Annotated in this window: 31 protein-coding genes; 5 read left to right on the forward strand and 26 right to left on the reverse strand. The window is 47.9% G+C overall.

The genetic code is table 11. The annotated features are described in order from the left end of the window. Positions 1–41: 41 nt before the first annotated feature. The 6 genes from ccsB to KNO95_RS04735 all read right to left on the reverse strand — a co-directional run bounded on the left by ccsB (position 42) and on the right by KNO95_RS04735 (position 5612). Positions 42–1226, reverse strand: coding sequence for a c-type cytochrome biogenesis protein CcsB (ccsB, locus tag KNO95_RS04710; RefSeq protein WP_026825820.1), 1185 nt, complete (start codon positions 1224–1226; stop codon positions 42–44). Beyond that, positions 1226–2770 carry a cytochrome c biogenesis protein ResB gene (resB, locus tag KNO95_RS04715; protein ID WP_214701913.1) on the reverse strand — a complete coding sequence of 515 codons (1545 nt, stop codon included), beginning with the start codon at positions 2768–2770 and terminating at the stop codon, positions 1226–1228. The genes ccsB and resB overlap by 1 nt, the downstream gene beginning before the upstream one ends. Positions 2771–2789: 19 nt before the next feature. After that, positions 2790–3371 carry a redoxin domain-containing protein gene (locus KNO95_RS04720; RefSeq protein WP_214701912.1) on the reverse strand — a complete coding sequence of 194 codons (582 nt, stop codon included), beginning with the start codon at positions 3369–3371 and terminating at the stop codon, positions 2790–2792. A 136-nt stretch (positions 3372–3507) separates the two neighbouring features. After that, entirely contained in the window at positions 3508–4266 is a 759-nt protein-coding gene (locus tag KNO95_RS04725; protein ID WP_034771018.1) for a pseudouridine synthase, read from the reverse strand. A 4-nt stretch (positions 4267–4270) separates the two neighbouring features. Then, positions 4271–4864, reverse strand: coding sequence for an SMC-Scp complex subunit ScpB (gene scpB, locus KNO95_RS04730; RefSeq protein WP_026825818.1), 594 nt, complete (start codon positions 4862–4864; stop codon positions 4271–4273). Further along, positions 4842–5612, reverse strand: a complete 771-nt coding sequence (locus KNO95_RS04735) for a segregation and condensation protein A (protein WP_026825817.1) — start codon at positions 5610–5612, stop codon at positions 4842–4844. Before KNO95_RS04735 ends, scpB begins: the two co-directional genes overlap by 23 nt. Before the next feature lie 83 nt (positions 5613–5695). Between KNO95_RS04735 and KNO95_RS04740 the strand changes: the two genes are divergently transcribed. Beyond that, positions 5696–6163 (forward strand): DUF309 domain-containing protein, encoded by a 468-nt coding sequence (locus KNO95_RS04740; protein ID WP_214701911.1) that lies wholly within the window; start codon positions 5696–5698, stop codon positions 6161–6163. Positions 6164–6305: 142 nt separating this feature from the next. Here the strand turns inward: KNO95_RS04740 and KNO95_RS04745 are convergent, their stop codons facing one another. The 8 genes from KNO95_RS04745 to KNO95_RS04780 all read right to left on the reverse strand — a co-directional run bounded on the left by KNO95_RS04745 (position 6306) and on the right by KNO95_RS04780 (position 12838). Next, complete coding sequence (locus KNO95_RS04745; protein WP_026825815.1) at positions 6306–6662, reverse strand: GCN5 family acetyltransferase; 357 nt, start codon at positions 6660–6662, stop codon at positions 6306–6308. A gap of 89 nt (positions 6663–6751) precedes the next feature. Next, positions 6752–7192, reverse strand: coding sequence for a peptidylprolyl isomerase (locus KNO95_RS04750; RefSeq protein WP_026825814.1), 441 nt, complete (start codon positions 7190–7192; stop codon positions 6752–6754). Positions 7193–7306: 114 nt separating this feature from the next. Continuing rightward, positions 7307–8608, reverse strand: a complete 1302-nt coding sequence (locus tag KNO95_RS04755; protein WP_214698869.1) for a pyrimidine-nucleoside phosphorylase — start codon at positions 8606–8608, stop codon at positions 7307–7309. A 28-nt stretch (positions 8609–8636) separates the two neighbouring features. Further along, entirely contained in the window at positions 8637–9446 is an 810-nt protein-coding gene (locus KNO95_RS04760) for a purine-nucleoside phosphorylase (protein ID WP_026825812.1), read from the reverse strand. A gap of 13 nt (positions 9447–9459) precedes the next feature. After that, the gene (gene deoB / locus KNO95_RS04765) at positions 9460–10626 is read right to left on the reverse strand and encodes a phosphopentomutase (protein WP_026825811.1); all 1167 of its coding nucleotides are present in this window, start codon (positions 10624–10626) and stop codon (positions 9460–9462) included. A 23-nt stretch (positions 10627–10649) separates the two neighbouring features. Further along, positions 10650–11534 carry a site-specific tyrosine recombinase XerD gene (gene xerD / locus KNO95_RS04770; RefSeq protein ID WP_026825810.1) on the reverse strand — a complete coding sequence of 295 codons (885 nt, stop codon included), beginning with the start codon at positions 11532–11534 and terminating at the stop codon, positions 10650–10652. A 181-nt stretch (positions 11535–11715) separates the two neighbouring features. After that, on the reverse strand, positions 11716–12195 hold the full coding sequence (gene fur / locus KNO95_RS04775) for a ferric iron uptake transcriptional regulator (RefSeq protein WP_012726507.1): 480 nt from the start codon (positions 12193–12195) through the stop codon (positions 11716–11718). A 112-nt stretch (positions 12196–12307) separates the two neighbouring features. Continuing rightward, a complete protein-coding gene (locus KNO95_RS04780; protein ID WP_026825809.1) occupies positions 12308–12838 on the reverse strand; it encodes an NUDIX hydrolase in 531 nt (176 codons plus the stop codon). Between the two features lie 72 nt (positions 12839–12910). Here KNO95_RS04780 and KNO95_RS04785 point away from each other — a divergent pair, with 72 nt between their 5' ends. Further along, positions 12911–13741 carry an aldo/keto reductase gene (locus tag KNO95_RS04785; RefSeq protein ID WP_214701909.1) on the forward strand — a complete coding sequence of 277 codons (831 nt, stop codon included), beginning with the start codon at positions 12911–12913 and terminating at the stop codon, positions 13739–13741. Positions 13742–13746: 5 nt separating this feature from the next. Here KNO95_RS04785 and KNO95_RS04790 read toward each other — a convergent pair whose 3' ends face one another. Further along, the gene (locus tag KNO95_RS04790) at positions 13747–14289 is read right to left on the reverse strand and encodes a PadR family transcriptional regulator (protein ID WP_026825807.1); all 543 of its coding nucleotides are present in this window, start codon (positions 14287–14289) and stop codon (positions 13747–13749) included. 129 nt (positions 14290–14418) lie between these two features. Here KNO95_RS04790 and KNO95_RS04795 point away from each other — a divergent pair, with 129 nt between their 5' ends. Beyond that, positions 14419–14733 (forward strand): thioredoxin family protein, encoded by a 315-nt coding sequence (locus tag KNO95_RS04795; protein WP_026825806.1) that lies wholly within the window; start codon positions 14419–14421, stop codon positions 14731–14733. Between the two features lie 36 nt (positions 14734–14769). Here the strand turns inward: KNO95_RS04795 and KNO95_RS04800 are convergent, their stop codons facing one another. The 9 genes from KNO95_RS04800 to KNO95_RS04840 form a co-directional block, all read right to left on the reverse strand. Further along, complete coding sequence (locus KNO95_RS04800; protein ID WP_214701907.1) at positions 14770–15696, reverse strand: NAD(P)/FAD-dependent oxidoreductase; 927 nt, start codon at positions 15694–15696, stop codon at positions 14770–14772. Next, positions 15693–16274, reverse strand: a complete 582-nt coding sequence (locus tag KNO95_RS04805; protein ID WP_026825803.1) for a CDP-alcohol phosphatidyltransferase family protein — start codon at positions 16272–16274, stop codon at positions 15693–15695. Before KNO95_RS04805 ends, KNO95_RS04800 begins: the two co-directional genes overlap by 4 nt. Position 16275: 1 nt before the next feature. Continuing rightward, complete coding sequence (locus KNO95_RS04810; RefSeq protein ID WP_214701905.1) at positions 16276–17154, reverse strand: ABC transporter ATP-binding protein; 879 nt, start codon at positions 17152–17154, stop codon at positions 16276–16278. Further along, positions 17151–17858, reverse strand: a complete 708-nt coding sequence (locus tag KNO95_RS04815; RefSeq protein ID WP_026825801.1) for an ABC transporter permease subunit — start codon at positions 17856–17858, stop codon at positions 17151–17153. Before KNO95_RS04815 ends, KNO95_RS04810 begins: the two co-directional genes overlap by 4 nt. Next, positions 17855–18628 (reverse strand): ABC transporter permease, encoded by a 774-nt coding sequence (locus tag KNO95_RS04820; RefSeq protein ID WP_214701903.1) that lies wholly within the window; start codon positions 18626–18628, stop codon positions 17855–17857. The genes KNO95_RS04815 and KNO95_RS04820 overlap by 4 nt, the downstream gene beginning before the upstream one ends. After that, complete coding sequence (locus tag KNO95_RS04825; protein WP_214878404.1) at positions 18615–19790, reverse strand: ABC transporter substrate-binding protein; 1176 nt, start codon at positions 19788–19790, stop codon at positions 18615–18617. Before KNO95_RS04825 ends, KNO95_RS04820 begins: the two co-directional genes overlap by 14 nt. Before the next feature lie 14 nt (positions 19791–19804). Next, positions 19805–20548 (reverse strand): SDR family NAD(P)-dependent oxidoreductase, encoded by a 744-nt coding sequence (locus KNO95_RS04830; RefSeq protein WP_026825798.1) that lies wholly within the window; start codon positions 20546–20548, stop codon positions 19805–19807. Further along, positions 20545–21519, reverse strand: a complete 975-nt coding sequence (locus tag KNO95_RS04835) for an MBL fold metallo-hydrolase (protein ID WP_214878406.1) — start codon at positions 21517–21519, stop codon at positions 20545–20547. Before KNO95_RS04835 ends, KNO95_RS04830 begins: the two co-directional genes overlap by 4 nt. 108 nt (positions 21520–21627) lie before the next feature. Next, positions 21628–23064 (reverse strand): NADP-dependent glyceraldehyde-3-phosphate dehydrogenase, encoded by a 1437-nt coding sequence (locus KNO95_RS04840; protein WP_026825796.1) that lies wholly within the window; start codon positions 23062–23064, stop codon positions 21628–21630. Between the two features lie 222 nt (positions 23065–23286). On the opposite strand from KNO95_RS04840, the gene KNO95_RS04845 reads away from it, so the two are divergent. Then, positions 23287–24168 carry a chemotaxis protein CheV gene (locus KNO95_RS04845; RefSeq protein WP_026825795.1) on the forward strand — a complete coding sequence of 294 codons (882 nt, stop codon included), beginning with the start codon at positions 23287–23289 and terminating at the stop codon, positions 24166–24168. A 38-nt stretch (positions 24169–24206) separates the two neighbouring features. Here the strand turns inward: KNO95_RS04845 and KNO95_RS04850 are convergent, their stop codons facing one another. Next, on the reverse strand, positions 24207–24569 hold the full coding sequence (locus KNO95_RS04850) for an Hpt domain-containing protein (protein WP_214702828.1): 363 nt from the start codon (positions 24567–24569) through the stop codon (positions 24207–24209). A gap of 156 nt (positions 24570–24725) precedes the next feature. On the opposite strand from KNO95_RS04850, the gene KNO95_RS04855 reads away from it, so the two are divergent. Further along, a complete protein-coding gene (locus KNO95_RS04855) occupies positions 24726–25661 on the forward strand; it encodes a magnesium transporter CorA family protein (protein WP_026825793.1) in 936 nt (311 codons plus the stop codon). A gap of 37 nt (positions 25662–25698) precedes the next feature. Here KNO95_RS04855 and KNO95_RS04860 read toward each other — a convergent pair whose 3' ends face one another. Further along, positions 25699–26811 (reverse strand): PP2C family protein-serine/threonine phosphatase, encoded by a 1113-nt coding sequence (locus KNO95_RS04860; RefSeq protein WP_026825792.1) that lies wholly within the window; start codon positions 26809–26811, stop codon positions 25699–25701. Between the last annotated feature and the right edge of the window lie 140 nt (positions 26812–26951).

A 26951-nucleotide genomic window follows, 5' to 3' on the forward strand; every position in this document is an offset into this window, starting at 1 on the left:
GACCAAATGAAAAAGAAGTCACAATCGTGACTTCTTTTAAGTCAAGCATACGAATGTAGGCCCGCAATGACCAAGTTGACGAAGACGAGGTTGAACATGATGATGGCAAATCCACCGACACATAACCATGCTGCTTTCGTTCCTGTCCAGCCGCGCTGAATACGCATATGCAAGTAATATATATAAATGAGCATCGTAATGAGGGCCCACACTTCTTTAGGGTCCCAGCCCCAAAAACGGTTCCAGGCGATCTGTGCCCAAATCATCGCGAAGATGAGGCCGCCGAGAATGAAGACAGGTAATCCAATCGCAACCGAGCGATAACTGATTTCATCAGCAAGGTCGAGGTCGACTTTTTTCGCAAGCGGTTGAAGCGCTTCTGCGACACGTTTCCGCAAAATGACGAAGCGAAGCAACGCATAAATCACGACACCGCCGATGACCGACCAAAGAAGTGTGTTCAACTTGAGTGTGTTGATCCAGTTTGGAAGTTCAAGCGACAATCCGCTTGCGCCAGACAACAGTTGTGCTCCTTCTGGGGCGAACAAGATTGGCATGAAATATTCATACGTTTCTACTTGACCACGGTCATTCGTAAATTCGACGACCCCACCGGCACCAATTCCCTTAAAGAGCATCGATACGATGATGAAGCCAAGCGTACACATGAGGACGAACATTGTCACTTCAAGCCACGTCCGCGATTTTGACTGTTCTTTCATCGACGTCTCATTTAACAAGAAAATAAGACCCGATGCAAAGCTGATCGCCAAAATGCCTTGACCGAGTGCGGCCGTCGTAACGTGGATTTTCAGCCAAACACTGTTGAGTGCAGGGATTAGCGGTGCGACCTCGCTCGAGAACATCGAGGCGAAGGCGATGACGAGTAACGCCACCGGCATCGCGAACAATCCAAGTACATCATTTCTATAAATACCGTATACGACAAGAAACCCTAGCACCATCATCATTCCAAAGAATGTCGTATATTCATACAGGTTTGATACAGGCGCATAACCGACACCTGCCCAACGCATAAAGAAATACGTCAATTGAGCAACAAAGCCGATCACCGCCAAACTGAATGCATATTTCCCATAGGCGACTCGGTTGACGTTCCGATCTTTACGCATTCCACTCACGGCGATCGTAAAGAGCACCGTTGAGATTGCATAAAGGAAGAACGCGATAAACAGCATCCGGCTGCTCCATTCAATCCATTCCATCAAGATTCCCCTCTTTCATCTGTTGACTCATTCTCCGATTCCGATGTGAATCTCGCCTGGTCCTCCCACATCGGTAAGCCTGTCTGTTCTAATAACGGCGAAACTTCCCGGCGGAGCGAAGACGGGTTTTTGTTCGTAAAGCCTGCAACGAGCACGCTGTCTTCGTGACGGCGAACCCATACGCGTCGATGCGGCCAGTACATGCCCATCACAATCCCAATCATGAAGATGGTGGCACCGACAATTAAGATTGGATACGTGGAATCACTCTTCACACGGAGTCCGCTCGTGCTCGCCATTTCTGTACCTGCAAACTGGACATCATAACGGTTCTCTTCATCGGCGACGTTGAGACGAATACCGACCAAGTTTGATTCCGTCTCTCCTTCAGGTGATTCGATATTGAAGAAGAAGGCAGGGTTCAGAGCACGAGGTGATTTCGTGTTCGGTTGCCCATCTTTCACTTCAAAGTCCGGATACAAATCTTTCAAGGTGACAGTGACCCCATCAACCTCATAGGATTTCTCTGGATTCTCCAAATCGACTTTGAACGGACCATATTCGTCGCCGGTTTCTTTATCTGCCAACATGAACGACATCGATAAGAATTCCGGACGGCTCGAATATTGTTCCTGATACACTTCAAATTGATCAAATTTAAACGGGTGGTTGACTTTCGTCGAACCGACATCGACTTGTTCTAGTTGCGGCGATCCGTCCTCGTTCGTTCCCGTTTTTTTGAATAACGTCAGTTCTGTCTCATAGTTTTTCGGAACGGCCCCCGCTTTTTCAATGGCGGCTGCGAACTTCGCATCCTCCTCATTGTTCTCCGGGTCGTACATCTCAAGAATGAACTGATCGTTCCGTAAATAATACTCCCCATCAGTCGCTTCTAGTGAGACCGTATCTCCTTCACGCACCCACTCGAGTGTGTCTGTATGAAAAGCAGGGAATACTCGGAGCATCGCCCCGAGGAAGAAGATGACAAGTCCGACGTGGTTGACATACGGACCCCAACGACCGAAGCGGTGTTTCTCCGCTAACAGGGCATCGCCGTCACGTTTGACGGTATATCGTTTCTTTTTGAGTAAAGTTGTGACTTCGTCAATTTGAGCTTCTGTCCCTTTACCTTGACCGAAGAGACGTTGACCTTTCATGAAGCGTTCTGTCCGTCTGACCGGTTGTTTCTTGAGCGCCTTATAAAGTGGGATACCACGGTCAATCGACACAACGATGAGCGAGAGTGTCAGCATGACGATTAAGCTGATATACCACCATGACGTATATAAATTATGGAATCCGAGCGCATGATAAATGGATCCCGGTGTCCCGTATTCCTGCGCATAGTATTGTTCAGCAGGTAACTGTTGCGGAATATACATTTCTTGAGGAAAGATTGTTCCGATTGCCGAACCGACAATAATCAAACCAATCAACCACAACCCCACTTTGACCGATGCAAAAAAATTCCACACGCGGTCAATGATCGATTTCGGACGACGTTTCGATCGTAAATCGGCGCCTTCATATTTCATATCTAGCATCAGTGCGTCCCCCGTTCGCTTACAATGACTTCTCGGCTAGCTCCATCAATTTTTCTTTCGAGAGTTCACCTTCATACTTTTCAATTACAATCCCTTCACCATCGATGACGAATGTGACGGGTAAATTATAAATGCCATAGGCTCCCTCGACTTCACTCTTCGTATCCATCAAAATCGGATAATCGAGACCTACACCGAGGTCGTTGATGAAGTTGTCGACGCGAAGTGGCGTTTCGCCCACGTTCACAGCCCAAAAATCGACGCCCATATCCTGAAGTGTCGCATAATTCTCTTGAACGACAGGCATCTCTTTCTTGCATGGTTCACAGAATGTGCCCCAGAAATTCAACAACATACCCTTTCCTTCGTAGTTATTTCGTTCGTAAAGGGTCGAGCCGTCGAGTGTGACGAGTTTGAAGTTCGGTGCCTCGTCTCCCGCCTCGATGCGTCCGTCGTTACCGGCCTGGTCGAACAGTTGCATGACGGTAATGGCTCCCGCAAAGAGAACGACCGTCATGATCATTAATCGCCAAAATGACCTCTTTTTCTTTTTTGCGACCGCTTGTTCCATCCGGTCGTCTTTGTTTTGATCTTTTGTCATCGTTTTCACACCATCCTTCAGTTGCTATTGTACTGAAAAAACATTAAAAACGCACATTAACAGACTTTTTTCATTTTTTTGTCACACAATTTACACAATCAAAAAAATCATCCCATTTCAGGACGATTTTTTATTGTTATTTTTTCTTCTTTTTGCCTCGTGGATTCGGCGGAACAGTCGGGTTCGCGAGTTCACGAAGCTTACTGATTTCTTTGTGTGAGAGCTCACGCCAGTCACCTGTGTTGAGACCGTCCAGTGTCAAGAAACCGAACTGTTCACGTTTGAGTTTAATGACCTCGGAACCGACTGCCTCGACCATGCGACGAATTTGACGATTATGCCCTTCTGAGATGACGATTTCAAGAATCGCCGTGTTCTTCTTGTGGTCCACAGACTTCATCTTCACTTTCGCGCTTCCTGTCTTAAAGCCATCATCGAGCTCCACGCCTGACTCAAGTTGTTTAATGGCCAAGTATGACGGGACATTCTTCACTTTCGCCACATAGCGCTTTTGGATTTTATATTTCGGGTGCGTCATCATGTTTGAGAACTCTCCATCGTTCGTCAAGATGATGAGACCTGTCGTATTGTAGTCAAGACGTCCGACAGGGAAAACACGTGCCCCTGGTGGTACGAGGTCTGTGATGACTTTGCGCCCTTTGTCATCTTCTACCGTCGATACATAGCCGCTCGGTTTGTATAGTAAGTAATAGACATGTTCTTCTTGTTCGATTTTGACACCATCGACCTCAATCTCCGTTTTCGGCCCAACTTTTGTCCCGAGTTCCCGGACAACTTTCCCATTGACGCGGACGCGACCATCTAAAATCATTTCTTCTGCTTTCCGGCGTGAGGCGATCCCCGCTTGTGCGATTACTTTTTGTAAACGTTCCATATCATTAATCCTTCTCCAATCTCTCTTCTTGCTTCGATGATTCCTGACCGAAGAACAAATCTCCTTCGTCCGTCAGTTCATCTTCAAATGTTAATGGTGGTAATTCCTCGAGTGAATTAAATCCGAAGTGATCGAGGAAGTGCTCAGTCGTGCGATATAACTTGGCACGGCCGATCGTTTTTGCACGTCCTGCCGATTCAATTAACCCTTTCGACAGTAGCGTATGAATGACACGCTCCACTTTGACACCACGAATTTCTTCGATATCTGCCCGTGTGACCGGCTGTTTGTAAGCGATGATGACCAAAGTCTCCATCGCCGCACGCGAGAGCGCCTGCTCAGCCATCGTCCCGACATACTTTTGAATGTAGGGAGCAACGTCAGGAATGGTCACGAGCTTGTAGACTCCTGCCGACTCCATTAGTTGAAACGGTCGATTCGATTTGTTGAATGAGATCTCTAGCTTACTGAGCTGTTCGCGTGCCGCGGCTTCTGAGATATCGAGTGTCTCGGCGAGAGCACGCACTTCCATTCCCTCATCACCGACGACGAATAGCAATCCTTCGATAATCGTTTCATAAGACAACAACCGCTTCATCCCCTTTCTTTGATGATTCGATGAACGAAATTTGAATGTCTTGGTCGAGTTGTTTCGTCTCGACGACCCTGAGCTTAATCAACTCAAGGAGCGCCATAAACGTCACCACGAGATCCGAGATGTTCGGTCGTTCTACAAAGAAGGCGAAAAACGATGTTTGTCGCGTCGAGGACACGTGGTCATGAAGTCGTATCATCTGTTCTTCAAGAGTTCGCTCTTCACGTTTGATCGTCTTTTTGCGTCGCTCTTTCCAACGTTTACGTTCAATCATCTTTGAATAGGCGTGGAGAAGATCCGAAAAGTTGAGGGGGCCGTCATACTTCGACACCTCGTCTGACATGTACGTCGTCAAATCTTCACCTGGTCGCGTATACAGTTCAAGACGGTTTTCTTCTTGTTCGCGCATAAAAACGACTGCTTCTTTATAAGCTTTGTATTCGATCAATTGACGAATGAGTCCTTCACGCGTCGGTTCATCACTGAAATCTGGAACATCCTCGTCATCCTCGACCGGAACGGGCGGTAGCAACTGCTTACTCTTCAATTGGAGCAACGTTGCCGCCATGACCAAGTATTCACTGGCCACGTCGAGTTCAAATTTTTGCATCGTGCGAATATAGCCGACATACTGGTCAGTGACTTCTGCCACGGAAATGTCGACGATATCAATCTCCATTTTTCCGATCAAATGGAGCAACAGGTCGAGTGGACCTTCGAACGTATCAATTTTAACGTTATAGGCTTCCATAGAGACACCTGCCATTTTACATTTTTGCGCTTTAGTATAACATGTTTTATAACACCGTGGACACGAAAGGAGAAAATTGATTCATGACCCCTTTTATTCATTATACGTTGCTTTTTGAATGTCATGCCGATTATTTCGAATGTCATGAGGTATTAGAAGAGGCATGGCAGGAAGGTGGACGACAACATCACGGCTATGCGGCACTCATTCAATACGCCGTCATTCACTATCATCTTCGGCGCGATAATCTCATCGGTGCGAAAAAGAGCTTGCGTCTCTTACGTCAAAAAGTGGACGTCGCTTCTCCCTATTTGAATGAGCTCGGTCTAGATGTCGAAGCATTTATCTCACAGCTTGATGAATGGCCGTTAATAACGACACTTCCCTTGCAACAAGAAGTTCGTAAGACGGTCGAATCACTGAAACCGTCGTTCCCGACAACGGAGCTGTCGTTCGAGGAGCTCGTGCACAAGCATCTTCATCGTGACCGCAGTGACGTCATCACGGAACGGGAGTTAGCGCTTTTAGAACGGCAACGCGCGAGAGGATGATCCTGAGCCTTTGACAAATCATACGTTGTGTTTTTTCAAAAGCTCGAACTCAATCAACCAGCTCTCCAGATTGCTTCGATTAACTTATAACGACGTGTAAAACCCCCGCAGTCACGGATGTGATTGCGGGGGCTTTTTGTCATCAGACGACCAATTGATTCCATTTGTCCAATAAATCGCCCGTCTTGCCTGTACCGGTTAACGTCAAATCAAGTGGAAGGACGTTTCTTACCTCGTCTAGAAGCTCGTAAGAACGTTTCTCGCCACGGAATGATGGCGACAAGGCGATATGGTCGATGACCATCGTCGTGCCTTTTTGCTCCATACCAATGATGCCAACGAAGTCTTCACCGACTTTCCACAAGTAGAGGAACTTCGACTCCTCCTCGTCGTACAATCGGACGAGTTCAAGCAAGCTGAGCGGAGATTTGTCACTACATGAGAATGCGAGTAGACCCATCGCCGTCTTTTCATGAGAACGTTTATATTTTACCAGCATCGCTGGGTTCACCACCTTTAGTCATTCAAGTTTCACGACGTGAACACGTGAGAGACATGGTTCATTGTGCCATAACCTTCAGGCAAAAATCAATTCTCGTCCCAAACTTTCACTTCAGCCATCTTCGTTCCTTGACGAAGCTTGACTGCGTGCTCAAGTCCAGATGTCACTTTACCGAATACGGTGTGAACCCCATCCAAGTGTGGCTGTGGCTCATGGACGATGAAGAATTGTGAAGATCCTGTGTCACGTCCTGCGTGTGCCATCGACAGTGACCCTGCTTCGTGTTTGTGAGGGAACGATGTCGATGTCTCGCATGGAATCGTGTAGCCAGCGCCGCCCATTCCTGTCCCTTGTGGGCAACCGCCTTGGCTGACGAACCCAGGGATGACACGGTGGAACGTCAATCCGTTATAAAAGCCGCTGTTCGCAAGTTTTTCGAAGTTTTCAACCGTGATCGGTGCTTCATTGTGGAATAAATCAAATTCAATCATTTCGCCATTTTCAAGTTTCATTGAGCCTTTTTTCATGTGTCAAGCAACCCCTTTTTCGTATATGTATCCTGCTGTTCTTCATTCACATTACCCATCTTATCAAAAAAACACGTCTGTCTCCACTTTTTTTGTGGAAACAGACGTTCTGTCTTATTGGATGACAGCGTGAACGAGTGGACGGGCTTCTGGTTTCGTCGCACCAATCGTATACGCATGGTCTAAACGTTCGACAGCTGAAGACATGTCTTCGATGTTCGAGCGAAGTACTGCAATTACGTCTCCCGCCTCGACACGGTCACCGACTTTCTTCTCAAGCGTGATGCCTGCCGCAAAGTCGATTTTATCTTCTTTCGTCGCGCGTCCTGCACCGAGGAGCATCGCCGCGACACCCACTTCGTCTGCGATGATCGACTCGACGTATCCAGCCTCTTTCGCAACGAATGTCGCCTCGTACGAAGCTTGTGGCAATTTGGTCACGTCATCGACGAGTGACGCGTCTCCACCTTGGGCTTCGATAAATTTGCGGAACACCTCGAGGGCATGACCGTCCGCAATCCGTTTCTCGAGGTCCGCATACGCTTCTTCAAAAGTTGGATAGAAATCACCCAGTACTGCCATATGTCCTGCGATTGTGAGAGCGATTGTTTTCAAGTCTTCAACTTCTTTACCAGACAGAACTTCAATCGCTTCTTTCACTTCGTTCGCATTGCCGATTTCAAACCCGAGTGGTTGGTCCATATCCGTGATGACAGCGACCGTCTTACGGCCTACGTTCTTCCCAATCGCGACCATCTCTTCTGCGAGTGCTTTCGCATCATCAAACGACTTCATGAATGCACCAGAACCTGTCTTGACATCAAGGACGATACTGTCTGCACCCGCTGCGATTTTCTTCGACATAATTGAGCTTGCAATGAGTGGAATCGACTCGACTGTAGCCGTTACATCACGAAGCGCATAGAGACGCTTGTCCGCTGGCGTCAAGTTTCCAGTCTGACCGATGATTGACATCTTGATATCGTTCACTTGTTTCGTGAATTGTTTTTCTGTCAATTCAACGTCAAACCCCGGGAATGATTCGAGCTTATCAATCGTTCCGCCAGTGTGGCCGAGTCCACGACCGCTCATCTTCGCGACCGGGATACCGATTGATGCGACGAGTGGTGCCACAATCAAGCTGATTTTATCCCCGACTCCGCCTGTTGAGTGTTTGTCGACTTTCTTCCCTTCGATATTCGAAAGGTCAATCGTGTCCCCTGACTTGACCATTTCCATCGTCAAAGCTGCCGTCTCATTTTCAGTCATCCCATTGAAGTAGATGGCCATTGACAATGCAGACATTTGATAGTCAGGAATCGACTCGTTCGTGAATCCTTCGACCACAAAGCGAATCTCCTCTTCGTTTAATTCTCCACCGTTACGTTTTTTCAAAATCAAATCGACCATACGCATAACTGTCGTCCTCCTAAAATAAAGTTACTTACATGTTTTTAATCGTGCCACGAACGAGTGACAGGAAGTCTTGACGAACACGTTCTGTTGTCTCGATGACTTCTTCATGATTGAGTGGTTGATCTAAAATTCCCGCAGCCATGTTCGAAACACATGAAATCCCGAGGACACGCATATCCGAGTGACGCGCGACGATCACTTCCGGGACCGTCGACATTCCGACGACGTCTCCACCGAGATGACGTGCCATTTTGACTTCCGCTGGCGTTTCGTATGTTGGACCCGTATTACCGAAGTAAACACCTTTTTGTACAGAGAGCCCAAGGTCTGATGCCACGCGTTCCGTCAATTTCACAAGTTCCTTATCATACGCTTCTGACATATCCGGGAAGCGTGTCCCGAATTCGCTCGCGTTCTTCCCGATGAGCGGGCTAGTCCCAAAGAAGTTGATGTGATCTGTGATAATCATCAAGTCTCCTGGGTTGAACGTTTCGTTACATGCACCTGCTGCGTTCGTGACGATGAGTGTTTCGACTCCGATCAATTTGAGGACACGGACCGGGAACGTCACCTGTTCCATCGAGTATCCTTCATAGAAGTGGAATCGTCCTTGCATCGCGACGACGCGCTTTCCTTCAAGCTCTCCGAACACGAGTTGTCCTGCATGTCCTTCGACAGTCGATACTGGGAAGTGCGGGATTTCCTCATATGGAATTGCGACCGGGTTCTCGATTTCGTCCGCGAGGACTCCAAGCCCCGACCCGAGAATGAGTCCGATTTCTGGTGTATCGCCCATACGCTCTTGCAAATACGCTTTTGTTTCATTCCAATTTACCATGAATATTGCCTCCTCAAATTTCGTTTAAGAAACTCTTTCCGTTTGATGGTGCCGCGACGTCAAAGTTTTCAGCAACGGTCGCGCCGATGTCTGCGAACGTACCACGAATGCCTAAGTCCGCTGATTTCGCCCCGTTATGGTGAACGATGAGCGGCACGTATTCACGCGTGTGGTCTGTCCCAGCATGAACCGGGTCATTCCCGTGGTCCGCTGTGATGATGAGTAAGTCATCTTCCCGAAGACGCTCCATCACTTCAGGAAGTCGAGCATCATATTCTTCAAGTGCGACCGCATAGCCTTCTGGGTCACGACGATGACCGAACAAGGCGTCAAAGTCGACCAAGTTCAAGAAGCAAAGTCCTTCGAAGTCTTCTTCGAGCGAATCGACCAATTTGTCCATTCCGTCCATGTTCGATTTCGTACGAATGGCCTTCGTTACGCCTTCCCCATCATAAATGTCACTGATCTTCCCGAGGGCGATGACGTCTTTACCATCCTCTTCAAGTGTGTTCATGACCGTCTTCCCGAAAGGTTTGAGTGCATAGTCATGACGATTTGCCGTACGGACCCACGCTCCAGGCGTCCCGATGAACGGACGGGCGATGATGCGGCCGAGCATGTACGGGTCTTCACGCGTGATTTCACGCGCGTATTCACAGATTCGATACAACTCATCAATTGGCACGATGTCTTCATGTGCAGCGATTTGAAGGACCGAGTCTGCAGATGTATAAACGATCAGAGCTCCCGTATTGACGTGCTCTTCACCGAGCTCGTCAAGAATCTCTGTACCTGATGCCGGTTTATTCCCGATTACTTTACGGCCACTGAACTCTTCTAGGCGATGAATCAAATCGTCCGGGAACTTTTCAAAGACACGGAACGGTGTCTCGATATGAAGGCCCATGATCTCCCAGTGACCCGTCATCGTATCTTTACCAGCTGAAATTTCTTCCATACGACCATATGCACTTGGTGCATCAGATACATCGATCCCTTGAATCGGTTTGATGTTTGAGAGTCCGAGTTTACCCATATTCGGCATATTCAATCCGTTATGCTCACGTGCAATATGTCCGAGCGTGTCGGCTCCTTTGTCACCGAACTGTTCAGCATCCGGTGCTTCACCGATGCCGACCGAGTCCATGACTACTAAGAAAATACGTTTAAACTTCTTCACAAAAAATTCCTCCTTTTCGATGTCTAGGCACGAGGGTGATGCTTGCGATACACATCATGCAAGCGCGACTTGTTGACGTGTGTATACACTTGTGTCGTCGCCAGGTCCGCATGACCGAGCATCTGTTGAATGGCACGTAAGTCCGCTCCATTCTCGAGCAAGTGTGTCGCAAAGGAATGACGGAGTACATGAGGTGTGATCTCTTTGTCAATTCCAGCAAGTTTGGCACGTCGTTTGATTATCTTCCAAAATCCTTGACGACTGAGCCGGCCTCCTCTGCCATTTAAAAAGAGCGCCTCTGTCTCTCTGCCGCCGAGTCCGTTACGAGCTTGTTGAATATAGCGCTCGACAAACCCTTGGGCGACCGAAGAAACCGGAATGATTCGTGCGCGCTCGCCTTTCCCTTCACATTGTAGATACCCCAATTCGAACTGTAAATCATCCAAATCAAGACCTAAAAGTTCACTGACCCGCATCCCGGTCCCATACAAGAGTTCAAGCATCGCCCGGTCTCGTAACGAGAGCGGGTCGGATGTCGGGACACTATCCAATAGACGTTCGACTTCCGCTTGTGACCAAGTATCCGGAAGTTGTTTCTCTGCTTTTGGCGTCTCTAGATAGAGGGACGGATCGGTCGTCGTGATCCCGGTCATCTTTAAATGATGATGGAACATGCGGATTGAACTGACAGCCCGTCTCAAAGACGAGGAAGCACGTCCGGCTTGAGACAATTCTTCGATATGTTTGACGATATGCGAACGCGTCACTTCATTCCAATCTTCCACCCCGAGTTGGGTCAAAGTCGATGCGTATTGCGTTAAATCGCTCGCATACGCCTGTCTCGTGTTTGCGGACATCCGCTTTTCAACAGTCATATATTGAAGAAATGACTCGATATGCGAACGCATCATACCCTCCTCCTTCCTCGTTTCACCTGAATACGCTTACAGCATATCACTTATGTAAACCGTTGTGAAGATGTCTGACCTCATTTTTTTATCACTTTTTTGTGACAAAATAACAGTGACTATTTTTTCTTATGATGACAATAAAAAACCATCCTCATTCAAGGATGGTTTGCATGTAAGGTTAACCGTTGATGACTGCTTTATGACCTTCAAGCGTGACGCCTTTTGCTTGGCATACTTTACAAATGCCATGAAACGTCAAGCGATGGTCTTTAATCAAAAATTCATATTTGCTCTCGACTTTCTTCTCAACGTCGACAAGCAAGTCTTCCATGATTTCTTCAACCGAGCCGCATTCGACACAGACGAGATGATGGTGCGAATGGTTCGCCCCTTCCGGTCTCAGGTCAAAACGCGCGACCCCGTCACCGAAGTTGACTTTATCGACGACACCAAGCTCAGTTAACAACTCAAGTGTCCGATACACAGTAGCAAGTCCGATCTCTGGCGCGATGCTCTTGACGAGCATGAACACGTTCTCCGCACTCAAATGGTCGCTCTCATTCTCGAGTAAGATGCGTACCGTCGATTCACGCTGTGGTGTCAGTTTATATCCTTTGGCGCTCAATTGCTGTTTAATTCGTTCAATTCGCGTTTCCATAAGGCGCCCCCTCTTTACATAGTTCACTACTCAAAGCATACCGAAGTTTTAGGCAATTTTCAATTTAAAATCATTACTATGTAAGTTTACCATATAAAATTACAGATTAGAATTATTTCAATCTGGACAATTGCCACCATTGAATCGCCATGATTGTCTTCGCGTCGGTAATGATGCCTCGGTCAAGCAAATCGACAGCTTCGTCAAAGGTGTATCGTTTCACATTTAAAAATTCATCTTCGTCCAAGTTCATCTCACCCGCAGATAGTCCTTTTGCGACAAACACGTCAACTCGTTCACTACAAAATCCCGGTGCCCCGTAGAACGAAAAGATTTTTTCAAGCGACTCGGCGGTATAACCCGTCTCTTCTTCTAATTCTCGCTTGGCACTCGCTAGAGGTTCCTCTCCTTTTTCCAATTTACCGGCAGGAATTTCGAGTGACATCGATTCGAACGCCTTTCGATATTGTTCCACCATGACGATTTTTTCTGATTCATCGACGACGAGGACGGCGACCGCCCCGTTATGATAGACGAGTTCTCGCACAGATGTGTTTCCATTCGGAAGGGAGACGACATGTTTTTCTACGTCGAAGATTTTGCCTTGATAGATGACTTCCCGCTCAATCGTTGTTTCTTCCATATGATTACTCCTCACTTTTCGATATACTCTGATTATGAGTCAAACCTACATTTCGAACAAGGAGGAATCTAGATGAGCGAACTCGGGCTCGGGACGATGACGATTTTAAAACATGGTGAGAACGAGGCGAAGCGAATCCTCGAGACGGCCATTCAATCAGGGATTCGCCATATCGACACAGCAGATGTCTATGCACGACAAGATGTCGAACGCGTTATTGGCGAAACGTTAGGTCACGAACGAAAGCACCTCTTTTTGACGAGTAAAGGGGGGAATGAGCTGACTGAGGAGGGGATGCGCTGGAATCCAAATCCATCCTACTTAGACGTAGCACTCCACGGGTCGCTTGAGCGATTGCGTACAGATTATCTCGATTTGTACTATATTCACGGTGGTACGCTCGAGGATGACCTCGACGCCACGATTGAATGGGCACAAAAACAAAAGCGAGACGGTGTGATCCGCCAAATCGGCCTCTCCTCGATTCGGCCGAACGTCATCAAACGATGGGTCGAGTCAAATGCTCTAGATATGCTCATGACCCCATACTCGCTTCTCGATCGGCGTCCGGAAACGCTTGACTACTCCATATCGATTGTCGGTCGTGGCGTGCTCGCCAAAGGACTTTTGACAGATGAATGGGAGGCACGCCTTGGTGACAAAGGTTTCGAGGCATGGCGAAAAGAGGACCTTGCAAGCGAGCTTGCCATGATGCCTAAACCGATTCAGGCATATGCACTCGGAGCCGCAAAGCGGTTTTGCGACGTCGTCTTACCTGGCGCATCTTCAGTCGAACAGTTGCAACAGACGATCCGTGCATTCGAGACTGAAATTGATGAGGACGTACTTGGCCGATTACTCGCCCGTTTACCGATTCATCCTTATACAAAACACGTGACCTGATTCATTCAGGTCACGTGTTTTTCACTGCGTGCTTTTATCTGTTCGATTGCCCAGTCTGCCCATCCGGCATAGTTTTCCATCATTCGAATGGCATATTCACTCGTCAATAAGTAGCCGAGCGTATCTTCGTCTGATTGATGTTCCTCCTGAAACATCCGGATCTGTTGCGCGACTTGTTCGTGATGAGCTTTCGTTTCTTCGATATACCGGACCGCTTCCTCGACTGGCAACAATTGAAGCAAACTGACTCGTAACAAATTCTCATCCTTCATTTTCGGCTGGAAAGACGTCGGTTGACGCAGCCAATTGATCAACTCTTCTCGTCCTTGATCCGTGATGGAGTATATTTTTTTATCCGGTAACTCTTGCTGTGAAATGTGCTCCGCCGAGACGAGCGCGTCGTCTTCCATCTTCAACAGTTCCCGATAAATCTGTGTATGATGTGCGTTCCAAAAATGAATCATCTGCGCCTTGAACGTCGCGTTCAGGGCATACCCGGTCGCAGGCTGATGGGTCAATAACCCGAGCAATGCGTGACGTAACGCCATATCCATCACCTTTTCCTTATCATACTATTTTTATAAGTGTATCACATTCTCTCACGGATTCGAGAATGCCAATCTGTTGACGACTTGTTTAAAACCCGACAAAATAGATAGAAGAAAGGAGAGTTGTCTATGCAACCGATTCATTCATCACAACAATTTGACGAAGCTACAAAAGATCATGGAATGGTGGTCTTCACCACATCATGGTGCCCGGACTGCAAACGTCTGGACATGTATGTCGACGAGCTCGTCAAAGACTATCCACAGTTCAACTGGCATGTCGTCGACCGCGACGAACTCCCAGATTTATCTGATGCACAAGAAGTTCGCGGCATCCCTTCACTTCTCTACTATAAAGACGGGGCAAAACAAGAACACCTCCACTCGGCAAACGCCAAGACGGAGATGCAAATCCGTTCATTCCTCGATACGATTCAAGCATGAACTGATTCCTGCAGACCATTCGGCTGCAGGAGTTTTTCAATTGTAATGACGTACATACCGCGAGTCGATGAATCGCTTCAAATAATATGGAAGTCGTCCATGCCAACTGAAACGTCCGAACGTCAACAGTGCGTGTCCCGTTGTCGTCAATAAAATGTTCATCGATTGACGTTTCCGAAACGGTCGCGTCGTTTCACCGAGCAATCGTTCCGCAACGTATCGACCAGATCGGACAGCATCGACCCCACCGTTTAAAGTGGAGGACATGTCTCCCGTCACATAAATCGTTGAGAACTGATGATGACGCAAATACGCGTCTGTCTCAATAAATTGATCCTGTTTTGCGAGGCCCGATTCAGACCACCAGTTCACTGGAACGACCCCTGTTGCATCAAGCACAAGTCCTTCAGAGGACTCATCGTTTTTCCTTTGTTTTATGACCACTACTCCAGACCTTACCAATAAGCGTTCCATCTGTTTCTGTCGGCGGGTCGACACGTCGGGTAAGACTCGCTTCGCATACAGCGTGACTTTTTTCGTCCGGACGCACGTAAATGCCAATTCAACGCCCGCTTTTCCACCGCCGACGATGGTTACTTGTGAACTCGAATCGATGCGGTCAAGTAAAGCTTGTGACATCGGTTTAAGCGGGGTCCCGATTCCTCGGCTCACTGCACCAGTTGCCAGCACAAGTCGGTCGTAATGAAACGGCCCCTTTTCTGTTTGAACGGTCTGTAAATGAGGATCGATCGCGAGAATCCGTTCTGCGGCCGGTTCAAGTTGAGGCAGTCGGACCGTTGCGGAATTCATGAGTCCGGCGATCACTTGCGGAAACGCTCCTGTGTACACCGTTTGACATTTTCCAATAAAGAGAACTTCATAATGTTCACGAATCTCCTCAATCCGATCGAGAATTTCAAGCTGACCATGACCGAGCCCGGCCAATACCAATGTCGGTTTCATCGCAAAATCCTCCGCGCCTCAATGAATCGTTGTGTAATCGTCATCACTTCGAGTAGGAGAAAAATGAGGGCAATCCCACCGACCCAGTTCGGGAAGAGAATCATCAAGGTAAATAGGATGAAACATTCCGTCCGTTCAATGATTCCAGGTTGGTAATAAAACGTCTTTTCCGACCGCCTCGAACTACTCGCTCCTACTGCGAGGAATAGCGTCATTGCGATCACAAAAGAAGCGATCAGAATGAGAAAGATCGGCATATATTCCGGATATCGAAGTGCAAGCGCAATCACTACAGACAACTCGACGAATCGATCGAGCACAAGATCAAGCACTGTCCCAAACCCACTCGTTTTCGACTTTCTAGCCATCGTTCCATCTAAGACGTCAAATAGTCCGGAAATCCACAGTAGAATCACGGCTGTCCAGTGCATATCGTTGTAAATAAAGATGCCTGTTGAAATCCCAATAATTCCCCCTAGAATTGTTACCTCGTTCGGTGTGAAATTCCACTTGAGCAATCGGTCTGCTCCTCGTTCAATGACCGGTTTGACGTATCGACTTCCATAAGTATCGAGCATGTTATCCCTCCTTTCGTTTAATTCGGTACATCGTCCCGACTTGGAATGATTCGTGCGTCGGTAACATGACCGAACGTCCATCCTCGAAATGATATTCACCAAAACTTTGACCGAACCGATAGATTTTTTTCATCAATCGTACGGGCTCACCGACCGCTTCCGACACCATGACGTCGGACAGTGGCCGCAATTCCCCATCAATCATGAGAAAGTCACCAAACCCTGGTGCGCTTTCATACAACTCTTTCGCCGTCCCTGTTGATGTCACTTTACCTGACTCAAGTAGTGTCACTCGGTCAGCCATCAGCATCGCCTCTTCACGGTCATGTGTGACCAAAACCGCCGTGAGGTCGAGCTCCTTGACCAAATCACGAATGAACCGTTGCAGGTCGAACTTCAGGTTTGGATCGAGGTTCGTGAACGGTTCGTCCAATAAAAGGACTTCCGGCTCAGCAGCCAGCGCACGTGCGAGACTGACGCGTTGTTGCTCACCACCTGATAATTCGTGAACTTCCGCATCGTAACGGTCACCGAGACGGACAACGTTCAACCACCTCTCTGCCTGTTCCCGGGAACGCGAACGGGTCGCGAGTGTGACATTCTCACCCACTGTCAAATGCGGAAACAATAAAGCGGACTGGGACAACATCGTCACACGCCGCTTGTGTGCAGGAACCTTTAACAAAGAACGGTGATTCCAGAACACTTCTCCTTCATCACTCGTATCAAGTCCTGCAATGATTCGTAGAATGGTTGACTTCCCAGAGCCGCTGACTCCAACGATGGCGTGGATGTCATGTGGAATGACTTCAAAATCAATACCATCTAACACTTGTCTCGTTCCATACCGTTTACGTAATGCTTGTACTTTCAAACTCATTGAAGACGTCCTTTCAGGAAGCGCACCGTCCACTGACTCAATCCTGAGAGCAGGAAATAGAGGAGAACAGGGATAATGATGAGCATCCAAGTGTTCGAGAGCGCGAGGTTTCGGTTATTCCCCGCATAAGATTGATACAGTTCAGTCGTTACCGTCGGAATCAATCCTGCACCAATCAATTGGACTAACGCGAATTGACTGAGCAGAATGACCGTCGTAAATAATACGATGGTTCGCATCGTTTGTGAGAAAAGCGGAAATAGTACATAAACGAGACGACGCTTTACCGTCAAAAGCCGTGCCTGTTCTAAGAGTGGACGACCGATGACCGCCATCCCGTTATAAGCGAGACGGATTGAATACGGCAATGTCACGATAAGTAAGGCAATCACGACACCGATATACGTCCCAATCAAACCCGCTTCCGCCAAGATCAAGTAAAGACCGAACAGCATCGCGAGCATTGGGATGAACAGTGGTAAAAAAACGAGCCACTCTAGAACGTGACGCCATCTCGATTCTGTCCAAAGAAGCCACCAGGCGAATGCCATTGATAACCACACGTTGACCGCGGATAAGATGACCGTCAACCCGATCGTATTTAGCATCGTCATATCGTTCCCGATTTCAGCTGTCGGTACCGCTTGGAATAGGGTGATGAACGGAATCAAGATGAAACAGATGATGATAAGCTGACGAATCATCGTTTCACCCCGCGTTCAATTCGACGACGAATGGAAGAGGTCAGCCAATATGAAATACACACACCACATCCGACAACCCATGTCCAGACAAGCGCCACAGCATACGGCTCACTCGCTTCCAAATAGAGGCCTGTCGACAGCCGTTCATATGCGAGTACTCCAAGTAGTTTTGGATAGGTCACTCCAAGTAATGCAGGTACTTCATACGCGAACGAAACGAACGCAATCATAATCCAAGTCGCATCAAGCAGTGGTTTAATCAAAAATGGAAATTCTGCATGCTTGAATTGTTCGACTGGGGAGAGTTGGAGCGTCTTCGCCGTCTCTAAATATCCCCGATTCAATTGTTCATACGTACCGAGCATCATCAAAAAGACAAACGGGGTCTCCTTCCATATGTATGTCAGGATGACCGTCACATAGTCTCTTTCATTCGCCTCGATCCAGCCACTGCCGAACGGTCCACTGAAAAATAATAAGATCAAATAAGCAGCGGCAATATGAGGGACGAACATCGGGATTCGGATGACCGACGACGTGATGCGCCACTTCTGTTGAACGGCGGTCCTCGCAAGCCATGTCCCGATGATGAGCGACAGGATGGTCGATACACTGACGACGTATAGCGTCATGAACAGACTGTCCCGCCACGTCTCATCCGTCAGAAGCGATGCCCAATCTGTACCAACCGCTTCCATTCCCAAAAAGACGATGGATACGAGTGATAAAAGTGATAGGACAATCGTCAATGCGACACTACTTCGCAACACGTGACCATTCCTCACGTACGGCATCAATCACGTCCGGTCCATAGTCTGGAATGGAACGTTCCTGTAACTGCTCTGTGTCCGGATACGTCTTGCCATCTCCAAGTGCTTCGAATGCTTGTTGGTCCGCTTCATCCAGTTTGGTCAAGTCAAGCGATGTCCCGTCTCCCCAATAGTCAGGCCCTTGTTTCACGAGTTGGGCTTCCGGTGATAGCAGTTCTTCGATGAGGACGAGCGCTCCGTCCGGATTCGGCGCATTGAACGGTATCGCTAAGAAGTGTGTCGACGCGATCGAGTGATCGAGGACGAGGGCACGTGTCTCTTTTGGGAAGATGCCATTTGCCACTTCTGCTTCGGCTCGGCGTTCATTAAATCCCATCGTCATCCACACATCCCCCGAAGCGTAGAGCTGATCGAGCTGCTCAAGCGTTTTTGGATATGTCCGTCCTTCTTTCCATAAATTCGGGTACCACGCTTTCAAGTCATCCCAGAACGACTCCTCAATGGTCGCATTCTCTTCTAATTCAGCACCGTAGCGTTCAAATAAAAGATGACGAATAAATGCATTACCGGTGAAATCAGTGACTTCAGGATACGTGAAACGACCCGGATTGTCTTCGGTCCAGCGACGTAATTCCTCAAACGATTGTGGAGGATTGTCAACTTTCGCTGCGTCGTAATGCAAGATGAATTGAACATTTCCCCAAGCGAGTTCCATATCATCCGTAGGGGTGCCGGCATCTGATTGTTGAGCCGTCTCATTCAACAACTTGGCGTTCGGGATACGTTCCATCAATCCATCACGGAGTAATTCAGCTTCTTTTGCATTTCGGAAATTGTCACCGTTGATCCAAACGACATCAATCGTCCCGACCTCTCGATCCGCTTTTTGATCGAGTGACAGCTGGCGCACGAATTCGGCCGCATCCATCGCGACCCGGTTCAACTCAACCTCGTACGATTCTTCGAGTCGTGGTGCCACATAGTCATCAATATAGCTATTGATCCCCTCGTCTCCACCCCACATATATAGGTTGACGGTCGATCCTTTTGCCGACTCAGTCGCAGCATCGAATGAATCCGAGAACTCAACCGCCTGTTCGTTACCACATGCTGCAACAAAGATCAGTAAAGCTGTCGTTATAAATAATTTGATTGCCTTCATCGTTCTCCCCCTTTTTACTTTTTCTCAAATCCCCGTTTCGCGAGCATTTCGAACATATTTGGGCAGATTGCATACACATTCGCCCCGATATTCATCCACCATGGGGCATTGATTTCGCGTTTGCGCGTAAAACTCCCTTTGACAATCGCGTCGGCTAATCGTTTCGGATTGAGCATGATTCCCTGAACACTTTCGGCATATGTACCACTCTTGTCGGCCCGATCGAAGAATGGTGTAGCAATCGGTCCCGGATTGACGGTCATGACGTGGATTCCACGCGGTTTCAACTCTAGCCTAAGCGCATTCGAGAACTGTAAGAGCGCTGCCTTTGACCCCGCATAGACGGCAGACTTCGGTGTCGGTACTTTAGCTGCTTGCGAACATATATTGACGATGACATCTCCTTGTTTCATGATGCGGGCACAATCTCTCGATAAAAGCATCGGGGCGACTGCATTTATCCGCATCGTCTCTTCCATCACATCAGTCGATTGATCGGTGACCGAGTCGAATTCGGCCATGCCCGCATTATTGATCCATATGTCAAACGTCCCAAATTGCTTCAACACATTTTCGACTAGGGTATCTGAATTCGCAACATCTGCGCACATCCAGTCGCCACCGCACGTTTCCGCAATCTTCTTCAATCGTTCTTCATTTCGTCCAATCAATAAAATTTTATTTCCTTGTTCATAAAAAGAATGCGCCAATGCGGCCCCGAGCCCACTTGACGCACCTGTAATGACTACCCGTTTCATAACATCGCTTCTTTCTTTACGTAAATCCATTTATTGTCATCGCGGCGTCTCTCGATGTCGCCTCGCTCTTCGAGTAAGCTGAGGCGCGCAAACACCTCACTGAAGACGAGCGGCATCCCTCGTCGCATCTTTCTTCCATATAACTTCATCGACCAATCAAACACGCTAAGTCCGTCTTCCCAATCGACGAGCAATTGCTCACTACGCTCATACCGTTGACGAATCCGGCTCTCAATTAAATCGTTCGGGTGGTGAATTGGTTCACCGTGTCCACTGACGACAAGTTTCAAATCGACACCCTGCAATTTTTTGAGCGAGTCGATATAGAGAATGACGGGTGAGGCGAAACCTTCATCTTCATACGGTTGCTCGATAAGAGGATTTGGTTCAACTTTGTCAATCAAATGATCACCCGCAATCAAGACACCCCCAGGTCCGATCAATCCAAGTTGATCACTCGCATGACCCGGCAAATGAATCGTCTGCCACGCTCCGTCTGGTGTGATATCCTGACCGTCATTGAAAGTCGTCGTGACGGTCGTCGGTCCGATCCAACGAAGCGCTTCACGGTAATCCGGTAACTTTTCTACAAGTGGAGCCGGTGCCCCGAACGAGACGGCCAATTCATGTAAAAAATGGTTGCCGCGTTTCAAAAAATTCGGAGTTTGTTCTAAGTATCGAACAAGCTTTTCGTGTCCGTATACCGGGATCGATGCGTCACGAAGACGCCAAGCCTGCCCCGCATGATCGGCATGATGATGTGTCAAAAATAAAAAGTCGATGTCAGACAACGAGAGTTCAAGCTCTTCAAGTTGCAGATTCAACGCGGTCCATGCTTCTTCTGTATCCGGTCCACAGTCGACCATGAAAAATCGGTTCATATGTTCGACGATATAGACGTTCACGTTCCCTACTTCGAACGGTGTCGGAATATCGAGTCTTGCCAGTTGACTTGAAATCCAGTTCGCCACGTCATCACCACCTTTTCATCCATTCTTTCTTTATTATACCCGTCTGAAAGATGCGTTTTCAATCAAACAAAAAAAGAGGGGGACATCTCCCCCTCACAAAAATGATTCTTATAAGTTGATGACCGTCACTTTATCTCGCGTCATCGTCTCGAGACTACGGCCGATTCCTTGAACGCCGAGCCCTGATTGTTTAACTCCGATGAACGGGAAGTGGTCTGGACCACGTTCCGTACGTCCATTCACTTGAACCGTACCGACTTCTAACTTGTCAGCGACTGTGAAGGCGCTATTCACGTTTTGTGTGAATACGCTCGCTTGGAGACCAAACTCTGATTCATTCGTGAGCGCGACCATCTCGTCGAGCGATTTCACACGAATCACTGGAAGGACTGGTCCGAACGGTTCCTCCCATGCGACGCGCATGTCTGTCGTCACGTTGTCAAGTAGCGTCGGGTGAATCAAGTTTCCGACACGTTCATTGCCGTTTATGACGGTTGCGTTTTTGTTGACCGCATCGTCAATCAAACCTTGGACATAATCCGCTGATTTTTCGTCGACCAACGGCACGATGAAACTGTTGTCTTCCGGTGAGCCGACTGAGAGTTTCTCGACACGTTCTTTCAACATGCCAACGAGCTCATCTGCTTGGTCTTCGAGCACGAAGACGCGCTTGATTGCCGTACAACGTTGACCCGAGTATGAGAACGCACCACTGATGATTTGCTCTGCAGCCAACGTCAAATCCGCATCCTCTAAGACGAGGGCTGGGTCTTTCCCACCGAGTTCGAGCACGACCGGTACCATCGACGCTTGTTGCGACAAGTGTTGACCCGTACCTGTCCCACCTGTGAACGTGATCATGTCGATACCAGGGTGTGAAGTCAAGTAATCTCCAATGACCGAACCACGTCCTGTCACAAGGTTCAAGAGACCTTTCGGAAGACCTGCATCATGTAATGCCTCGACCATCTTGATTCCACTGATTGCACCTTGAGTCGCTGGTTTGAAGACGACCGCATTTCCTGTAACGAGCGCAGGTGCAATCTTCGCAGCCGCTAAGTTCACCGGATAGTTGAACGGTGAAATAGCGAGAACGACACCGAGTGCCTCTTTCTTGATGATGGCCATCTTGTTTTTCGAGCCACCAGGGAATGAGTCCCCTTGCATGAATCCACCGTTGAAGCGAATTCCTTCTTCTGCCGTGTAACGAATGATTTCAGCTGTGCGAACGACTTCTTTCTTCGCGTCGTTCAAGTTTTTCCCGACTTCCTGCATGATGATTTGACCGATCTCATCAACGCGTTCTTCGAGTTTTTCTGCCCATGCATACAACAGTTCAGCGCGCTTGTTGACCGGAAGCGCAGCCCATTCCTGTTGTGCGCGTTTGGCGCCATGGATGGCTTCGTCTACTTCGTCACGTGACATCGCTTGAACGCGACCTACGACTTCGTCTTTATATGGTGAAACGAGTTCAATCGTTTCCTGACTTGAAGATTCCTGCCATTGACCATTCAATAAATAAGGATACGTGTTCATACTCATCATCTCTATCTGCCTCCTGAGTAAGCTGTAATATCTCGTTGCCAACCCCATTGTATGCAGATTTTTTTGCGTTGGACAACTATAACGATTCAGTTTATGAGATGTAAACGGTTACTATGAAACTTTTTGTGAATTCTGACGTGAGTTCGACATATTTTTACTGTAGATTTGATGATTCGAAACCGATAGTAAAGAAGAGAGTACGTGAAATAGGAGGGACTACCATTGAACAATGATCATAATATTTTACTTGAAGCAGGAACGAACGAACTTGAGATCGTGATTTTCCAAGCTGGCCCATTCTTATTCGGCATCAATGTCATGAAAGTACGCGAAATCATTACGATGCTCCCACTGACTCCGCTCCCAGGTACACCGGAGGCCATTATGGGTCTCATCGAGTTACGTGGAGAAGTCATGACCGTCATCGACCTTCCGATGGTCATCAGTCATCCGCGTGAAGTCGGCAGTGACGACCGCTTGATTGTCTGCGAGTTCAACGGTGAGAAATCGGTTCTTCGAGTCGACCAAGTGACCGAGATTAAACGTATCTCATGGGAACAGATTGACACGCCTTCAGATCTCGCCCGCGGTGTCCAAGGTATCACGAACGGTGTCGTCAAAACAGGTGATCAGATGATTATCTTACTTGACTATGAGCGCATCGCGTTAGAACTTTCTCGTAAAGACATCATGGCGCGTGAGTCAGTGAAACGTCTCGGTGCTCGTGAACGTTCGAACAAAAACATCTGGATCGCCGAGGATTCGGAGATGCTTCGGACACTTATTCTCGATACGTTAGATGATGCAGGCTACTTCAACACGACCGTCTTTAATAATGGTAAAGAGGCGCTTGATGCATTTGAACAGGATGGTGTCGAATGTGATCTTCTCATCACGGATATTGAGATGCCACAGATGGACGGACTCCATTTAACGAAGCGTCTTCGCGAGATGGAGCGCTACGCAACACTTCCGATTATCATCTTCTCGTCACTCATCTCGGACGACTTGAAACATAAAGGTGAAGCGGTCGGAGCGAACGCCCAAATTACGAAACCAGAGATCGGTCTCCTGATTGCGACACTTGACGAATTTGTAGGCTAATAAAAAAAGTTTGCTCCCAAACTGGGTGCAAACTTTTTTTACGTCAACTGTTCGAAGTGGTTGGTCCATTCGGCTAAAAAGCGCTTACTGTGGGACTCAATTGTCGCCAACGTCTCGTCTGCTCCGTCCAGATGGGCGTTCTCGCCTGCGACTTCAAGATCGTGGAAAAGAAGGGCAGTCTGTTCTAAGCCGACCGAATACGAGGCCCCTTTTAGTAGGTGGGCGAGCTGTTCGATCCGCTCATAATCCTTCAATTCGACAGCTGCTTTTAGTTCGGGATATTTCGCCTCGAACTGCTGAATATATGTGGTTGCAATTTTATTTAAAAAATCCATGTTTCCGTTTGCGATTTGGTGGAGCTCCGTTAACTTATCTTCATTGAACAGAGCGTTCTCGGGCATTCTTGTCAATATAACCCCTCCTCAATAAACAATCATCCAATCATTCCCTCTCACTGTAACACGTTTTCGAGAGAAAACAAAAAAACTCCTGCTTTGGATTGCACTCTAAGTTTTGGCTACCTATAATAAGATTGAGTTAAGGTAGGAGGAAGATGCATGCTGACGATTTACCGTACTGACGCATCGGGCCATGTGGATGAAATCGAAGACTTTGATAAAGGGAGCTGGATTCAACTCGTGAATCCGACAAAAGATGAGGCCGATCAAGTCATCGAGGCGTCCGGCATTCCAGAAGACTTTGTTTATGACCCACTTGATATCGAAGAAAAACCGCGTTTTGAAAAAGATGATGAAGGGCTTCTCATGATCATCGACGTTCCATATGTAGAAGAAGATGACACAGGTCGTGCCTATAATACGATCCCGCTTGGTATCATCGTGACCGGAAGACATTTCATCACCGTCTGCTCACGTGACCTTGATGTCTTGAATCTATTCGCTAACGGGAAGGCACGATTGTTCCGAACGAACTATCGGAGCCGTTTCGTCTTTCAGATTTTACACCGGGTGAGTATGACGTATTTGCGCTTCTTGCGCCAAATCGACCGAAGAATGGATGAGCTCGAGCAAGAGTTGCAGCGTTCGATGCGAAACCAAGAGATTTTTCAATTGATGAACCTACAAAAATCGCTCGTCTATTTCATGACTTCCTTGAAGGCGAACGACAGTGTCCTTGACCGAATCGTCAAGACGCCGAGTTTGGAGAAACATGAAGAGGACGAGGAGCTATTAGAGGACGTCTTCGTCGAGCATCGGCAGGCGATGGAAATGGCATCGATTTATAACGACATCATCAGCATCAAGATGGAGGCGTTCGGGTCGATCATCTCAAACAACGTCAACTTCGTCATGAAGTTTTTGGCATCGATCACGATCGTCCTTAGTATCCCGACGATGATCTCTGGAATCTTTGGGATGAACGTCCAAGTCCCATGGGAAGGGGATCCGTTCGGATTCATCATGGCGATTGCGATGATGATTGGATTTTCCGGTCTCGCCTTTTATATCCTTTGGCGAAAACGATATTTCTAACGAACAAGAGCCTGACGCAGGGTGCGTCAGGCTCTTGTCATGTGATTTTGACGGTGACGAGACACAGGTCGTCATCGATTTCAATTTTAGGTACGAGTTGTTCGGCAACATGACGACTATAGTCAAGCCCGTATGTGGCGACATCTTTTTCAAGCCATCGAATCCCGTCATCGATATCTTTGCTGTAACATTCCATAAGCCCATCTGTATACATATGTAGCTTCATATCTCGTGTGATGGCAATCTCTTTCGACTCATAGTTCGGTTCATCGAACATGCCGACCGGCACCCCTGTCGTCTCAAGTCGGCAATTCCCCGCTTCAGACGTCACGATGACCGGCGGATGACCTGCATTCACATATTCGATTCGACGCTTCGTCGTATCGATGTAGCAATAGACCGCCGTAAAGTAGCTATGCATATCGTCACCCGAGAACAGGAACGTCATCTGACGGTTCAACTCGGTCATGACGTCTACCGGATATTGCACGTTTCCGACAAGACCCGGAAGAATCGACCGGATTCCCATCGTGATGAGTGCCGATGAGACCCCGTGTCCCATGACGTCAAAGATAATGACCCCGTAACGGTCCGGGGCGACCTGAAACCAGGCGTACATGTCCCCTGCCAATTTTTTTGATGGCAAATAAAGGGCGCGAACATCAATCTCTTCGTTACTGATGGGAGGAGTGAGTGCACTTTGTTGAATCTTTTGGGCAAGGTCCAAATCATACTGGAGACGGGCCTCATAAATCTTCCGCTCGTCGACCGCTGCCTTATAGCGAAGCGCAGAGCGAATTCGGGCCAGGAGCTCCGTCACTTTAATCGGTTTGGTCGTATAGTCAGATGCTCCTGCGTCAAGTCCTTCAGCAATTTGCTTCTCATCTGTACGTCCGGAGACCATGATGACCGGCAACTCTTCATATTCTGCCATCTGTCGAATCCGTTTACACGTCTCAATCCCTGAAATCCCGGGCATCTCGACATCCAATAGGACGAGATCATACAGCGATGCGGCTTGTGGTGCCATCAGTAAATCGAGCGCTTCTTCCCCACTTGAGACCGAAATCGTCTCATAGTCGTGCTGGTGAAGCAATTGCTCGAGTACGAGCGTATTGACCGGTTCGTCGTCCACAATCAAAATCGCCATGACTATCCCTTCCTTCTCTATGTAGTAATCTATATCGTATTGTACCATATCTTCTTGACCTTACACGACACAACCGTCCGTTCATTCCAGTTGATGAACCGGACCATCATTTGGCATACTTAAGTTAGAAAGTGGGGGAT

Origin of the sequence: Exiguobacterium sp. ERU653, assembly GCF_018617775.1 — a bacterium.
GTDB classification, from domain to species: Bacteria; Bacillota; Bacilli; order Exiguobacteriales; family Exiguobacteriaceae; genus Exiguobacterium; species Exiguobacterium marinum.